The following is a 14176-nucleotide window of genomic DNA, read 5'->3' on the forward strand; positions in this document are numbered from 1 at the left end:
GACCTGGTGTGGAGATCATCCTCTACGGCGCGTAATCCCGACGACAACTCCTGGCCGGACGGGCTGCTCCTCACCCGCCCGGACCTGTCACCCGGTGCAGGGAAAATCTGCCGGTGCAGGGTTTGTGAACCCTGCACCGGCAGCGGAACCCTGCACCGGCGTCGATGTCGGCAACCCCTGACCTCCGGGGACAGGGGTTGCCCCTGGGCGCTCCCACCCCTTGGCGCTCCCCCGGCGAGCGCGGCGTTACCGACTACGGCGAGCCATCGCCGCCACCGGCTACCCCTGCTTGACCGCCAACACGTTGCAGGAGGCGCCCAGCAGGATGGTTTGCGCCGTGGAACCCATCACCAGCTTGCCTACCGGCGTGCGGTTGCGCACCCCGATGACAATCAGGTCCGCCCCGGACTCTTCGGCGGCGTCGAGCACGTCGTCGGCGGCCAGCCCGTCCGAGATGCCGTGCCTAATGCTGAAATCAACGCCGGCCCCCGCCAGGACCGACTCCAGCCGGGTAACGTCGGCGGCGTCCGCATAGGTTGGGTCCACCAACCGGTCGGCCCGGGTCGTGTTGACCACAAGCAGCTTCGCCGAACGGCGGCCGGCTTCGTCGATGGCGGCGGCCAGTGCGGCGTCGCCCAGGGCGTTGGGAACATACCCCACCACTATCGTCGTCATGCGCTGACCTCCTTGCCTTGGGGGTTCTCGTCGTCGAGCATCGCCGATTCCATCACGCGCTGGCGCTTCTTCATCCAGAAGGACAGCGCGAAGATGACGACCAGGGCGATGTAGATGCCCGCCGAGATCGGGGTGGAAACCAACGCCATCGGATCACCCTGGGAGATGGCCAGCGAACGCCGCAGCTGGCTCTCGAAGATCGGGCCCAGGATCATGCCCACCACGAGCGGGGCGATCGGGTAGCCGTACCGGCGCATGAAGAAGCCCAGCACGCCCACCACCAGCAGCACGAACACGTCGACCGGGGTGAAGTTCACCGAAAACGCACCCATGGCCGCGAAGACCAGGATGCCGGCGTAGAGGTACGGCCGCGGGATCTGCAGGATCTTCACCCAGATGCCGACCAGCGGCAGGTTCAGGACCAGCAGCATCAGGTTGCCCACGTAGAGGCTGGCGATCAGTGCCCAGACCAGGGCGCCCTCGACCTCGAACAGCAGCGGCCCGGGCTGGATGTTGTAGCGCTGGAAAGCCACCAGCATCATCGCCGCCGTCGCCGTCGTCGGAATGCCCAGCGTCAGGAGCGGGACCAGCACGCCGGCCGCGGCCGCGTTGTTGGCCGACTCCGGCCCGGCCACGCCTTCGATGGCGCCGCGCCCGAATTGCTTCTTGCGCGCGCCCCTGGCCAGTTTCTTCTCGGACGCATAGGACAGGAAGGTGGCCACGTCGGCGCCGCCGGCCGGCATGGTGCCGATCGGGAAGCCGATGAAGGTCCCGCGCAGCCACGGCTTCCAGGACCGCCGCCAGTCCTCCTTCTTCATCCACGACGTCCAGCCGCCGGTCACCGGGATGACCTTGACGGGCCCGTGCCGCAGCCGGGACGCCACGTACAGCGCCTCGCCCAGCGCGAACAGCCCCACGGCCACCAGCACCACGTCGATCCCGTCCGCCAGGAACGGGCTGCCGAAGGTGTAGCGCTGCTGGCCGGTCATCAGGTCCACGCCCATGAACGCCATGAACAGTCCCAGCCCCAGCGAGGCCAGGCCGCGCAGCACCGAGGCGCCCAGCAGCGCGCCGACGGTCAGGAACGCCACGACCATCAGCGCGACGTACTCCACCGGACCGATTTGCACGGCGAACGCAGCCACATAGGGCGCCACGAAACTCAGCAGCACCGTGGCGACCGTGCCGGCGATGAAGGAGCCGATTGCCGCCGTCGCCAGCGCCGCGGCACCGCGGCCGGCTTTCGCCATCCGGTTGCCCTCGAGCGCGGTGACGATGGAGGCGGATTCACCGGGCGTGTTCAGCAGGATCGACGTGGTCGAGCCGCCGTACATGCCGCCGTAGTAAATGCCGGCGAAAACGATGATCGCCGCCGTCGGCTCGAGGCTGTAGGTGATCGGCATCAGCAGGGCAACGGTCATCGCCGGGCCGATACCCGGCAGCACCCCCACCGCCGTTCCGACCAGGACGCCGCCCAGGGCGTACAGCAGGTAGATCGGCTGCATCGCCACGGAGAAGCCCTCGAGGAGGGCGTAGAAGTTATCCATTTAGGAACGGCACCCCTTCGAGCACGCCGGCAGGCAGCGAGACGCCGAGGAGCCCGGCGAACGCGAACTGCAGCAGCAGCGCCATGACTACCCCGACCACGGCCGCACGCCACAGCGGCTTGGCGCCGAGCGCCCACGCCGCGCCGACGAACAGCACGGCCGCGGCAACCGGCCAGCCCAGCGGCACGATCAGGAAAATATGAACGACGACGGCGCCCGCCATCTTGGCGACGGTCAGCCAGTCCGTCTTGACATCCGGATCGATGTCTTCGCCCTCTTCGGCCTCGCCGGTGACGCCGCGCAGCAACTGCACGATCAGGCCGGCACCGACGGCCACCAGCAGGCCGGAGACGATGTACGGCAGCGCCCGGGGCCCGATGTCGCTGGCCGCGTCGGGCGTTTCGATCCCCGCCCCGGCCACGAACCCGACGATCCCGATGCTCAGGATCACGGCCGCGAAGATTATTTCTCCGAGCGGCTTGCCCGGGGCGGCAGTGCCGCCCCGGACCGCTCCAGTAGTGGAAGAGGCCATGGTTACTTCACGAGACCGATATCCGTCAGGGTCGCGGTGACTGTCTTGATGTCCTCCGTCAGGAAGCTCTCAAATTCTTCGCCGGCCAGGAACGCGTCGCCCCAGTTGTTGGTGGACAGGGTTTCCTTCCACGCATCGGTGTCGTGCAGCTCGGTCATCAGTGCCGTGAGCTTCTCCGCCTGGGCATCGTCGATAGACCCGGGAGCCACGACGCCGCGCCAGTTGGTGAGCACCACGTCCATGCCCTGCTCCTTCAGCGGCTTGACCTCGGGCAACTGCGGCGCCGCCTCCGGGCCGGAGACCGCCAGGGCGCGCAGCTTGCCGGCCTTGACCTGCTCCGCGTACTCCCCCACGCCGGAGATGCCGGCCGAGACCTTGTTGCCCAGCAGCGCCGCCAGCGATTCCCCGCCACCGGAGTACGGGATGTAGTTCAGGCTGTCGGCGCCGATTCCGGCTTCCTTCAGCATGAGGCCGGCCAGGATGTGGTCGGCGCCGCCGGCGGAGCCGCCGGTGATGGAGACGCCCTTGCCCTTGGCCTTGACGTCGGCGATCAGGTCGTCGATCGTCTGGTACGGCGAGTCGGCGGGAACGACGACGACGAGCGGCTCTTCGGTGAGCCGGGCGATCGGCGTGGTGTCTTCGATCCGGTTCTTCGACTTGTTGGTTTCCACGGCCCCGACCATGACGTACCCCATCACCATCAAGGTGTCCGGGTTCTGTTCGGTGGCCAGCTTCGCCAGCCCGTTGGTGCCGCCGGCGCCGCCGATGTTGACCACCGAGGCGCTGGAAACCAGGTCGTTTTCCTGCAGATCCTTCTGGATGGCGCGGCCGGTCTGGTCCCAGCCGCCGCCCGGGTCTGCCGGGACAATGATGTTGAGCTTGTCGATGCCGGCTTCTTCGGCACCGCCCCCGCCGCCACTAGTGGAGCCGCAGGCGGCCAGGACCAGGGCGGATGCTGCCGCGGCGGCCACCAGGGCCGAACGGCGTCTCATCGTACGGTCGAGCTTCATGTAGGTTCTTCCTCCTCCAATCGGCGTGATGGGCATCACCATGCCGTGCGCCCCAGCGTAGGGGCCGGCCCGGCGCGCGGGAAGAATGCGGTCATTGTGGCCGTATTGGTCATTGTGGTCACAACCGCGCCCCGCGCCGAGGCACCAGATGGCGGCTGCAAAGTGGCGCAGCTAACAGCATGAGAAAATGGTGGTGTGTTCCAATCCCTGTCGCTGCGGACCCAGCTGTTTGTGCTGCAGCTGTCCATCCTGCTCGCCGTCGTGCTGGTGGCCGGCTCGGTCGCCATTTCGATGCAGGAGCAGCAGATCCGCGACGCCTATGAGGGACGGATGATCGGCGTGGCACGCTCGGTGGCGCAACTGCCGTCCATTGTGGACGCCTTCGACGACGAAGACCCCAGCGAGACCATCCAGCCGATCGCCGAGCTCATCGCGCAGTCCACAGGCGTGACCTATGTGGTGGTCACGGACGACCGCGGGATCCGCTACTCACACCCGAACCCGGCATTGATCGGGCAGATGGTTTCCACGGACCCGTCGATCCCGTTGTCCGGCGAGACGTTCGTCGGCAGGCAGACCGGCACGCTGGGCGAGTCGTGGCGGGTGAAGGTGCCCGTCTATGACCGGTCGGGCGGAACCGTGATCGGCACGGCGTCGGTCGGCACCTTGGAATCAACGCTGCGCGATGACCTCAACGACGATTTGCCCGTTCTGCTGGCCTGGCTCATCGCGGCGGCACTGGTCGGATCGGCCGGCGCGATCTACATCTCGCGGCTGGTGTGGCGGCGGATCTATCAGCTCGAGCCGGAGGAGATTGCCGCCCTGCTCGAAACGCGCGACGCGATGCTGCACGGCATCGGCGAGGGCGTGGTCGCCGTCGACGACCGCGGGCGCATCGCCTTGCTCAACGATGAGGCGAAACGCCTCCTGGAGGTCTCCGATGCCGCTTTGGGCCAGCCAGCCACCACCATCCTGGAACCGGAGCTGGCAGCAATGCTCGCGGCCACCGGCGGCGCCGACGAAACGGTCCTCGCCGGCGAACGGGTGCTGCTGGCCCGGGCCAATGCGGCCACCGTGGACTCGCGCCGCGTGGGCAGCGTCCTCATCCTGCGTGACCGCACCGAACTGCACCAGCTGCTGCAGGATTTGGACGGCGCACGGGATGTCACCCAGGCCCTGCGTGCCCAGGCGCACGAATTTTCCAACAAGATGCATGTGATCTCCGGCCTGCTGGAACTGGGCCGCGCGCAACAGGCGGTGGACTTCATCTCGCGCTCCGGCCACGGCGGGTCGGTGGTGGCGGGCGAACTGGCCCCGGGCATCACGGACCCGGACGCGGCCAGCCTGCTGATGGCCAAGACCACCATCTGCGACGAAAAGGACATCAGGCTGCTCATCGATCCGGCATCCGAGCTCGCCCCGGACGGCACCACCGATGCGGTCACGGTGCTCGGGAACCTGATCGACAACGCCATCGAAGCCGTGGGGATGCAGGGAACCATCACCGTCGCCATCGCCAGCGGCCCGGCCGGCTGCACCATCACGGTCGCCGACGACGGCCCCGGCATCCCTGCGGAGGAATACCACCGCATCTTCGAGCCCGGCGTCTCGGGCAAGGAAGCCGCCCTGCCGGGCAGCCGAGGGTTCGGCCTCGCGCTGGTCAGCCGCGTCGCCGCGCGGCGCGGAGGCAGCGCCCGCGTGGCGGCGTCGGCCTCCGGCGGCGCCGAGTTCACGGTCACGTTCTCGCCCACCCCGCCCAACGCCCGCGCGCACGAAATTCCGGTCCCATGAGCCAGATCCGCACGGTCGTCATCGACGACGACAAAGAAGTTGCCGGGGTACACACCGGCTTCCTGCTGGCCCACGGCGCCTTCGACGCCGTGGGTACCGCATACACCGGGGCCGAGGGCCTGGCCATGGTCGCGGCGCTACGCCCCGAACTGGTGCTGCTGGACATCCACCTGCCGGACATGAGCGGCATCGAAGTGCTGCGCGCGGTCCGGAACCTTCCCGGCGAACCTGTCGACGTGATCGCGATAACTGCGGCACGCGAACTGGACACGGTGCGGGCCGCGATGGCCGGCGGCGTGCTCCACTACCTCGTCAAGCCGTTCAACGCGCGGGTGCTGATGGAGCGGCTGGACGCCTATGTGGAACACCGCCGGCACATCAGCGGCAGCGACGACTCCGCCGTGCTGGACCAGGACGGCATCGACCGGCTGCTCGCGCCGCAGCTCGATGCCGGCAGGGAGTCCGTACGGCGGGACGCGGACGGAACGGCCGAAGGCCCGGCGCCCCGCGGCGCCTCGGGCGCACCCCAGCTGTTGCCGCGCGCCGCCGCGTCCCGAAGCGATGCCGGCCGCTCCGCGCTTTCCGCCGTCGCGCTGTCCGGCTCCGGGGCCGCGGTCCCGCTGCCCAAGGGCCTGTCCCTGCCCACCCTGGAGGCGGTGATCGCCGACCTGCATGCGGCCGGCGCTGCCTCCTCTGCGTCCGAGGTCGCCGGGCGGCTGGGCCTGGCCCGGGTCAGCGCGCGGCGCTACCTGGAGTACCTGGTGTCGCGCGGCGAGGCACGGATCACCCCGCGCTACGGGGCAGCCGGCCGGCCGGAGAAGTTTTACGTCCCGATAGGCCGCTAGGACAGTGTTCCGGTCCCGCTCACGAGTCAGGACGGGGCCTGCGTCCCGACCAGACGTTAGGACGGGGTTTGCCGGGCCCGCCGCAGGATCTGCTCGGCGTGCTTGAGGACCGGCCCGTCGACCATTTGGCCGCGGAACCGGAAGGCCCCGGATTCGGTGGCGGCGGCGGCCAGCAGCGCGGCCGCATGGTCGGTTTCCTCCTCGCCCGGGCGATAAGCGGCCCGCACCACGTCGGCCTGGCTGGGGTGGATGATGGCCTTGGCCGCGAACCCCGAGGCGACGGCGTCCTCAGCCTCGGCGGCGAGCCCGCCGAGGTCCGCTATGTCGAGGTAGACCGAGTCGATGGCGGCCTTGCCGTAGGCGCCGGCGGCGAGCAGGACCTGCGAACGCGCCTGCCGGGCCACGTCCCGGTAGGTTCCGGACGCGAACCGGCTGGAGCTGCCGCCCAGTGAGGCGACCAGGTCCTCCGCTCCCCACATCAGCGCGGTGACGTTCGCGCAGCGTGCCAGTTCCGCGGCGCGCAGCACGCCGAGGGCCGTCTCGCACAGGGCCACCACCGAGTACTCCCCCAGCCCGCCGGCCGCCGCCGCGTCCTCCGCCTTTGCCAGCATGATGGTGCGGTAGCCGGACCGGCGGACGGCCTCCAGGTCCGGTGCGTGGTCGGCGGTACAGGCCGCGTTGACCCGGACGATCGTCCGTTCGGGGTCCAGCGGGTTGTCGATGATGGCTGCCCGGGCCGCCGCGCGGTCGGCCGGAGCAACGGCGTCCTCCAGGTCCAGGATCACCGCGTCGGCGCGTGCGGCCGCCTTGCCGTACCGGTCCGGGCGGTCAGCCGGACAAAACAGGATGGCCGGTCCCATGCCGAAGCCGGTCATCGGCTTCCGTCCCCGGGCCGGCCGTCCCACAGTTCGGCGTCGGCCGTTTCCGAGCCCGCGATGGCGTCCGCGTGGCCATCCTTGGTCCACATCAGGCAGCTGCGCGTCACCGTGGCGACCACATCCCCGTGCTGGTTCCGGCCGGTATGGTGCATGGTCACCACCCCGGTCCCCGGCCGGGACCGGGACAGCCGCTTGTCGGTGACCACCGTCTCCGTGTACAGGGTGTCCCCGTGGTAGAGCGGGTGCGGGAACGTCACGTCGGTCATGCCCAGCTGAGCCACGATCGTGGACTGGGTGAGCTGGCCGACCGACTGGCCCACCACGGTGGCGAGGGTGAACATGGAATTCATCAGCCGCTGGCCGAACGGCTGCTCCGCCGCCCACGCCGCGTCGAGGTGCAGGGCCTGGTTGTTCATGGTGGCGGTGGTGAAGAAAACATTGTCCGCCTCGGTGACCGTCCGGCCCGGCCGGTGCGCGTAGATGACGTCCGCCTCGATCTCCTCGAAGTAGAGCCCGCGCTGGATGATGACTTTCTGCGCCCCCGCGGCTTCGGAGGGCGTCGCCGCTGCTCCGGCGTCGGTGTTCACCGGGCACCCGCCTGGTACTGGTCGACCCGGAGTTCGGTGCCGGTGGCGGCCACGACGTCCCGCACCTCGACGCCGGGGGCCGTCTCGCGCAGCACCAGCCCTTGCTCCGCGACGTCGATGACCGCCAGGTCGGTGATGATGGTGTCCACGCAGCCCCTGCCGGTCAGCGGCAGCGTGCATTCGGTCAAAATCTTGGGATTCCCGTCCCTGTCCACGTGTTCCATCATGACGATCAGCCGTTTGGCACCGAAAACCAGGTCCATGGCACCGCCCATGCCCTTGACCATCTTGCCGGGGATCATCCAGTTGGCCAGATCTCCGGTCCGGGACACCTGCATGGCGCCGAGAACGGCGACGTCGACGTGCCCGCCGCGGACCATGCCGAAGGAAGCGGAAGAGTCGAAGATGGCCGCTCCGCGGTTGAGCGTCACGGTCTCCTTGCCCGCGTTGATCAGGTCCGGGTCGACGTTGTCCTCGGTCGGATAGGGTCCGACGCCGAGGATCCCGTTCTCCGAATGCAGGATGACCTCCACGCCGTCGGGGATGTAGTTGGGAATCAGGGTGGGCATGCCGATGCCCAGGTTCACGTACTGCCCGTTTTCCAGTTCCCGGGCCACCCGGGCGGCCAGTTCATTGCGCGTCAGCGCCATGGCGTGCTCCTTACTTCCCGGTCGCGGTGTCTTGGCCGGCCAGCCGCACCGTGCGTTTTTCGATCCGCTTTTCCACCTCCGGCGCCACCACCACCCGCTGGACGAAGATGCCGGGGGTGTGGATCTGCTGGGGGTCCAGTTCGCCCGGTTCGACGAGTTCCTCGACCTCGGCGATCGTGATCCTGCCGGCCATGGCGCACAGCGGATTAAAATTCATGGCGGTCACGTGGAACACCAGGTTGCCCAGCCGGTCGCCCTTCCAGGCGTGTACCAGGCCGAAGTCCGGCCGCAGGGATTCCTCCAGCACGTACTCGGCCCCGCCGAAGCTGCGGACTTCCTTCGGGTCCGACGCCTTGGCGACCCCGCCGTCGGCGTCGTATTTGCGCGGCAGTCCGCCCTCGCTGACCTGGGTGCCGACACCGGCGGCCGTATAGAACGCGGGTATCCCGGCCCCGCCGGCGCGCAGCTTCTCCGCCAGCGTCCCCTGGGGGGTCAGCTCCACTTCCAGTTCGCCGGCCAGGAACTGCCGGGCGAACTCCTTGTTCTCGCCCACGTAGGAGCTGATGGTGCGCCGGATGCGCCCGTCGGCCAGCAGCACGCCCAGCCCCCAGTCGTCCACGCCGCAGTTGTTGCTGATGGTCTCCAGGTCGGTGGTGCCGGCGTCGTGCAGGGCCTGGATCAGCGCCACCGGAATGCCGCACAGGCCGAAGCCGCCCACGGCCAGCGAGGCGCCGTCGGGAATGTCCGCCACGGCCTCCGCGGCGGAAGCTACTACCTTGTCGATCACTGCGTCCTCCTCTGCCTGCGGTCTGTCAAAGCCCCAGTTCGCGGGCGATGAGCATCAGCTGCACTTCGGTGGTCCCTTCCCCGACCTCCAGGATCTTCGAGTCACGGTAGTGGCGCGCCACCCGGAATTCGTTGATGAAGCCGAAGCCGCCGAAAATCTGCGTGGCATCGCGGGCGTTGTCCATGGCGGCTTCGCCTGCCACCATCTTGGCAATCGCGGACTGGGTTTTGAAGTGTTGGCCGGCGAGCATCCGGGCGGCGGCGTCGTAATACGCCAGCCGCGCCGTGTGCGCGCGGGCCTGCATCCGGGCGATCTTGAACTGGATGGCCTGGAAGGAGCCGATGCTGGTGCCGAAGGCCTGGCGCTCCTTGGCGTAGCGCACCGCCTCGTCCACGCAGCCCTGCGCCGCGCCCGTGGCCAGCGCGGCGATGGCGATCCGGCCCTCGTCCAGGATTTGCAGGAAGTTCGCATACCCCCGGCCGCGGCGGCCCAGCAGGTTCTCCTCCGGGACCCGGACGTTGTCCAGGGTGAGCGGATGCGTGTCGGAGGCGTTCCAGCCCACCTTGTTGTACGCCTTCTCGGCGGTGAAGCCCGGCGTGTCCGTGGGAACCAGGATGGTGGAAATCTCCTTCTTCAGCGAGCCGTCGTCGCGCTCCGAGGTGCCGGTGACCGCCGTGACGGTGACCAGCCGGGAGATGTCGGTGCCGGAATTCGTGATGAATTCCTTGTGCCCGTTGACCACCCACTGCCCGTCCACGAGCTCGGCCCGGGTCTTCGTGCCGCCCGCGTCGGAGCCCGCTTCGGGTTCGGTCAGGCCGAAGCCGGCGAGCGCCTCGCCGCTGGCCAGCATGGGCAGCCACTGTTGTTTCTGGTCCTCGCTGCCGAAGCGGTAGATGGGCATGGCCCCCAGCGAGACCCCGGCCTCCAGGGTGATCGCCACTGATTGGTCCACCGCACCGAGTTCTTCCAGCGCCAGGGCGAGCGCAAAGTAATCGCCGCCCATGCCGCCGTACTCCTCGGGGAACGGGAGGCCGAACAGTCCCATTTCGCCCATCTGTGCCACCACTTTGTACGGGAAGCTGTGCTCCTCGTCGTGCTTGGCGGACACCGGGGCCACCACCTCGCGGGCAAATTCCCGCACGGTCTCCACCAGGTCCTGGTAGTCCTCGCTCAGTGAAAAGTCAGGCATGGTCATGCCCCTTTCTGTTCAGGTTCTTCGGGGACAAGATCCGCTGCCCGCACGACGGCGACGATCTGGCCGGCCTTGACCAGGTCGCCGGGTTTGAGGTTGATGCTGGCCTCGCCGGCGATTGCGGCGCTCAGCTGGTGTTCCATCTTCATCGCTTCCACCGTCAACAGCGGCTGGCCGGCCACCACCCGCTCACCGTTGGCCACCGCCACCGACGTCACCGTCCCGGGCATCGGCGAGCGCACCTCGGGTGATGCCTCCCCCTCGGCTTGGCGGACCCCCGCCAGGGCATCGGCGAGCCGGCGCTCCCGGCCGCGGACGGTCACCCGGGCCGACCAGCCGGCGTCGCCCAGCCAGATCGTGCCGTCTGCGCCGAACGCGTGGCGCAGCGGCCGGCGGAGTCCGTCGACCTCCGCCGCCTGCCCGGCCCGGTCCAGCACGACGGCGTAGCTGCCGCCGCCGGCCGTCACCAGGGCACCGGCGGGCGAGCCGGCGGACGCGTCGTCCGTCCAGGCCACCGTCACGTCGCGGTGTTCTCCGCCGCCGAGGTCGAAGCTGACCGTGCCCGGGCGCGGCCCGCTCAACCGCCAGCCCTCGCTCCGCCAGGCGGACCCCGCCCCGCCGGCGGCACATGCGTGGATCCGCGCGCCCCGTTGCCGGAGCAGCCAGTCCACGGCGGCCACGCACAGTTCGGCGTCACCGGGCCGGCGGAACTGCTGGTGTTCGATCTTCCGGTCGATCAGCGTGGTGTCCAGCCGCCCAGCCCGCACGTCCTCGTCGGCCAGCAGGGTGCGGAGGTGCTCGATGTTGGTATGGATGCCCAGCACCATGGTGTCGGCGAGCGCACCGTCCAGCCGTGCCAGGGCCTGCTGCCGGTCTTCGCCCCAGACGACCACCTTGGACAGCAGCGGGTCGTAGTCGGAGGGGATGACCAGCCCGGGCAGCAGCGAACTGTCCACCCGGATGCCCTCCCCGGCGGCTTCCTCCAGGGCCAGCACCGTGCCCGCCGAGGGCAGGAACTGCTGCGAGGGATCCTCCGCGTAGACGCGCGCCTCCACCGCGTGTCCCGTGAGCACGACGTCGGACTGGGCCAGCGTGAGCACCTCACCGGCGGCGATGCGCACCTGCCACTCCACCAGGTCCAGGCCGGTCACCAGCTCGGTGACCGGGTGTTCCACCTGCAGCCGGGTGTTCATCTCCATGAAGAAAAACTCGTCGGGGGCGTCGTCGGAGACCAGGAACTCCACCGTTCCGGCCCCGGTGTAGTCCACCGAGCGGGCGGCGTTGCAGGCGGCCTCGCCGATCCTGCCGCGGGTGGCGGCGTCGAGCAGCGACGACGGAGCCTCCTCGATGACTTTCTGGTGCCGGCGCTGCAGCGAGCATTCGCGCTCCCCCAGGTGGATCGCGTTGCCGTGCCGGTCGCACAGCACCTGAACCTCGATGTGCCGCGGCCGGGCGATCAGCCGCTCGAGGAAGAGCGTGTCGTCGCCGAAGGCGGAGGCGGCCACCCGGCGCCCGGCGGCGAGCGCGGCGCGCAGTTCCTCGGGCCGCTGCACGGCCATCATCCCCTTGCCGCCGCCGCCGGCCGACGGCTTGATCAACAGCGGGTAGCCGACCCCTTCGGCGGCCCGGACCAGCCCGTCGTCGTCCAGCCCCGGTTCCGCGATCCCGGGAATGACCGGGACCCCATGCGATGCCACGTGGTTCTTGGAGCGGATCTTGTCCCCCATGATCCCGATCGCCCCGACATTGGGTCCGATGAACACGATGCCGGCCGCCTCCAGCGCCTGGGCGAACGCCACGTTCTCGCTGAGGAAGCCGTAGCCGGGGTGAACGGCCTCGGCGCCCGTGGCCTTGCAGGCTTCGATCACCGCGTCGATGCGCAGGTAGCTCTCGGTGGCCGGGGCGGGCCCGATCCGCACCGCGATGTCGGCCTCGCGCACGTGGCGGGCCCCGGCGTCGGCATCCGAATAGACGGCCGCGGCCCGGATGCCCATGGCGCGCAGCGTGCGGATGACCCGGCAGGCGATTTCGCCGCGGTTGGCAACCAGGACGGTTTCAAACACTCTCGATCACATCCTGAACAGACCGAAGGCGGTCTCGGGCAAGGGACTGTTGGCGCAGACGTCCAGGGCGAGGCCGAGCACGGTCCGGGTCTGCGCCGGGTCGATGATCCCGTCGTCCCAGAGCCGGGCGGTGGAGTAATACGGGTTGCCCTGCGCTTCGTACTGCTCCCGGATGGGGGCCTTGAACGCCTCCTCGGCCTCGGCGCTCCACTCCTCCCCGCGGGCTTCCAACTGGTCGCGTTTGACGGTGGCCAGGACCGAGGAGGCCTGGTTGCCGCCCATCACCGAAATGCGAGCGGCCGGCCACATCCAGAGGAAGCGCGGCGAGTAGGCTCGGCCGCACATGGAATAGTTGCCGGCGCCGAAGGACCCGCCGATCACCACGGTCAGCTTCGGCACCCGGGCGGTCGCGACGGCGGTCACCATCTTGGCGCCGTGCTTGGCGATGCCGCCGGCCTCGTAGTCGCGGCCGACCATGAAGCCGGAAAGGTTCTGCAGGAAAACCAGCGGGATGCCGCGCTGGTCGCAGAGTTCAATGAAGTGCGCGCCCTTGAGGGCAGATTCGGAAAAGAGCACCCCGTTGTTCGCCACGATGCCCACCTGATGCCCGTGGAGCCGGGCGAACCCGGTGACCAGCGTGGTGCCGTACTCCCGCTTGAACTCGTGGAAGCGGCTGCCGTCCACCAACCGGGCGATGACCTCGCGGACGTCGTAGGCGGCGTTGACGTCCACCGGAACGGCCCCGTAAATCTCCTGCGGTTCGGCCGCCGGGGCCTCCACGGGCGCCGTCTCCCAGGCCGGTGTCCGGCACGGGAGCGTGGCCACGATGTCGCGGACAATCTCCAGCGCGTGCACATCGTTCTCGGCCAGGTGGTCGGTCACCCCCGAGGTCCGCGCATGCAGTTCGCCGCCGCCGAGTTCCTCCGCGGTGACAACTTCGCCGATGGCCGCCTTCACCAGCGGCGGGCCGCCCAGGAAGATGGTGCCCTGGCCGCGGACGATCACGGTTTCGTCGCTCATCGCCGGAACGTAGGCGCCGCCGGCCGTGCAGGAACCGAGCACCGCGGCGATCTGCGGGATTTTAGCCGCCGACATCCGCGCCTGGTTGTAGAAGATGCGGCCGAAGTGCTCGCGGTCCGGGAAGACGTCGTCCTGCTTGGGGAGGAACGCGCCGCCGGAGTCCACCAGGTAGATGCAAGGCAGGTTGTTCTCCAGCGCCACCTCCTGGGCGCGCAGGTGTTTCTTGACCGTCAACGGATAGTAGGTGCCGCCCTTGACGGTCGCATCGTTGCAGACCACCAGCACGTGGCGGCCGTGCACCAGGCCGATGCCGGCGATCATCCCCGCCCCCGGCGAATCGCCGTCGTACATTCCCTCGGCGGCCAGCGGCGCGATCTCCAGGAACGGGCTGCCCTCGTCCAGCAGCGTGTCGACCCTGTCCCGCGGCAACAGCTTGCCCCGCTCCAGGTGGCGCCGGCGCGAGCCCTCCGGCCCGCCCGCCGCCACCGAGGCCAGGCGGGCGTGCAGTTCGGCAGCCAGCCGGCGCTGCTGCTCGTCGTTGGCCCGGAAACTGTCACTGGTAGTGTCCACCCGGGAAGCCAGTGTCTCCATCGACACCT

General features: G+C 69.3%; 13 protein-coding genes. 2 read left to right on the forward strand and 11 right to left on the reverse strand.

Annotation, left to right across the window (positions count from 1 at the left end; all coding sequences use genetic code 11):
• Positions 1 to 279: 279 nt before the first annotated feature.
• The 4 genes from AC5RVV_RS16295 to AC5RVV_RS16310 are packed head-to-tail and all read right to left on the reverse strand — an operon-like array spanning position 280 to position 3764.
• The gene (locus AC5RVV_RS16295) at positions 280 to 675 is read right to left on the reverse strand and encodes a universal stress protein (RefSeq protein ID WP_493977715.1); all 396 of its coding nucleotides are present in this window, start codon (positions 673 to 675) and stop codon (positions 280 to 282) included.
• Positions 672 to 2222, reverse strand: a complete 1551-nt coding sequence (locus AC5RVV_RS16300) for a tripartite tricarboxylate transporter permease (protein ID WP_494002440.1) — start codon at positions 2220 to 2222, stop codon at positions 672 to 674. Before AC5RVV_RS16300 ends, AC5RVV_RS16295 begins: the two co-directional genes overlap by 4 nt.
• On the reverse strand, positions 2215 to 2754 hold the full coding sequence (locus AC5RVV_RS16305) for a tripartite tricarboxylate transporter TctB family protein (protein ID WP_494002441.1): 540 nt from the start codon (positions 2752 to 2754) through the stop codon (positions 2215 to 2217). The genes AC5RVV_RS16300 and AC5RVV_RS16305 overlap by 8 nt, the downstream gene beginning before the upstream one ends.
• A 2-nt stretch (positions 2755 to 2756) precedes the next feature.
• The gene (locus AC5RVV_RS16310; protein WP_494002442.1) at positions 2757 to 3764 is read right to left on the reverse strand and encodes a Bug family tripartite tricarboxylate transporter substrate binding protein; all 1008 of its coding nucleotides are present in this window, start codon (positions 3762 to 3764) and stop codon (positions 2757 to 2759) included.
• A 195-nt stretch (positions 3765 to 3959) separates the two neighbouring features.
• On the opposite strand from AC5RVV_RS16310, the gene AC5RVV_RS16315 reads away from it, so the two are divergent.
• Both AC5RVV_RS16315 and AC5RVV_RS16320 read left to right on the forward strand, forming a co-directional pair.
• A complete protein-coding gene (locus AC5RVV_RS16315; RefSeq protein ID WP_494002443.1) occupies positions 3960 to 5555 on the forward strand; it encodes an ATP-binding protein in 1596 nt (531 codons plus the stop codon).
• Positions 5552 to 6400 (forward strand): response regulator transcription factor, encoded by an 849-nt coding sequence (locus AC5RVV_RS16320; protein WP_494002444.1) that lies wholly within the window; start codon positions 5552 to 5554, stop codon positions 6398 to 6400. The genes AC5RVV_RS16315 and AC5RVV_RS16320 overlap by 4 nt, the downstream gene beginning before the upstream one ends.
• Positions 6401 to 6456: 56 nt before the next feature.
• Here AC5RVV_RS16320 and AC5RVV_RS16325 read toward each other — a convergent pair whose 3' ends face one another.
• From AC5RVV_RS16325 to AC5RVV_RS16355, 7 genes are read right to left on the reverse strand one after another with little or no spacing between them, the layout of a single operon-like run.
• On the reverse strand, positions 6457 to 7275 hold the full coding sequence (locus tag AC5RVV_RS16325) for an HpcH/HpaI aldolase/citrate lyase family protein (protein ID WP_494002445.1): 819 nt from the start codon (positions 7273 to 7275) through the stop codon (positions 6457 to 6459).
• Positions 7272 to 7865: a MaoC family dehydratase gene (locus AC5RVV_RS16330; RefSeq protein WP_494002446.1), complete on the reverse strand. Its 594-nt coding sequence runs from the start codon at positions 7863 to 7865 to the stop codon at positions 7272 to 7274. The genes AC5RVV_RS16325 and AC5RVV_RS16330 overlap by 4 nt, the downstream gene beginning before the upstream one ends.
• Positions 7862 to 8515 carry a CoA transferase subunit B gene (locus tag AC5RVV_RS16335; protein ID WP_494002447.1) on the reverse strand — a complete coding sequence of 218 codons (654 nt, stop codon included), beginning with the start codon at positions 8513 to 8515 and terminating at the stop codon, positions 7862 to 7864. Before AC5RVV_RS16335 ends, AC5RVV_RS16330 begins: the two co-directional genes overlap by 4 nt.
• Positions 8516 to 8525: 10 nt before the next feature.
• A complete protein-coding gene (locus AC5RVV_RS16340) occupies positions 8526 to 9302 on the reverse strand; it encodes a CoA transferase subunit A (RefSeq protein ID WP_494002448.1) in 777 nt (258 codons plus the stop codon).
• Between the two features lie 25 nt (positions 9303 to 9327).
• Positions 9328 to 10491: an acyl-CoA dehydrogenase family protein gene (locus AC5RVV_RS16345; protein ID WP_494002449.1), complete on the reverse strand. Its 1164-nt coding sequence runs from the start codon at positions 10489 to 10491 to the stop codon at positions 9328 to 9330.
• A gap of 2 nt (positions 10492 to 10493) precedes the next feature.
• Positions 10494 to 12557, reverse strand: a complete 2064-nt coding sequence (locus tag AC5RVV_RS16350) for an acetyl/propionyl/methylcrotonyl-CoA carboxylase subunit alpha (RefSeq protein ID WP_494002450.1) — start codon at positions 12555 to 12557, stop codon at positions 10494 to 10496.
• Positions 12558 to 12563: 6 nt separating this feature from the next.
• Positions 12564 to 14168 (reverse strand): carboxyl transferase domain-containing protein, encoded by a 1605-nt coding sequence (locus AC5RVV_RS16355; protein ID WP_494002451.1) that lies wholly within the window; start codon positions 14166 to 14168, stop codon positions 12564 to 12566.
• Positions 14169 to 14176 lie beyond the last annotated feature (8 nt).

The sequence above is a fragment of the Arthrobacter sp. MDT2-34-1 genome (genome assembly GCF_059091365.1).

Coding starts and splice junctions, on each gene's coding strand:
- AC5RVV_RS16295 (WP_493977715.1), bottom strand. CDS start 675: ATGACGACGATAGTGGTGGGGTATGTTCCCAACGCCCTGGGCGACGCC.
- AC5RVV_RS16300 (WP_494002440.1), bottom strand. CDS start 2,222: ATGGATAACTTCTACGCCCTCCTCGAGGGCTTCTCCGTGGCGATGCAG.
- AC5RVV_RS16305 (WP_494002441.1), bottom strand. CDS start 2,754: ATGGCCTCTTCCACTACTGGAGCGGTCCGGGGCGGCACTGCCGCCCCG.
- AC5RVV_RS16355 (WP_494002451.1), bottom strand. CDS start 14,168: ATGGAGACACTGGCTTCCCGGGTGGACACTACCAGTGACAGTTTCCGG.
- AC5RVV_RS16335 (WP_494002447.1), bottom strand. CDS start 8,515: ATGGCGCTGACGCGCAATGAACTGGCCGCCCGGGTGGCCCGGGAACTG.
- AC5RVV_RS16345 (WP_494002449.1), bottom strand. CDS start 10,491: ATGCCTGACTTTTCACTGAGCGAGGACTACCAGGACCTGGTGGAGACC.
- AC5RVV_RS16325 (WP_494002445.1), bottom strand. CDS start 7,275: ATGACCGGCTTCGGCATGGGACCGGCCATCCTGTTTTGTCCGGCTGAC.
- AC5RVV_RS16320 (WP_494002444.1), top strand. CDS start 5,552: ATGAGCCAGATCCGCACGGTCGTCATCGACGACGACAAAGAAGTTGCC.
- AC5RVV_RS16310 (WP_494002442.1), bottom strand. CDS start 3,764: ATGAAGCTCGACCGTACGATGAGACGCCGTTCGGCCCTGGTGGCCGCC.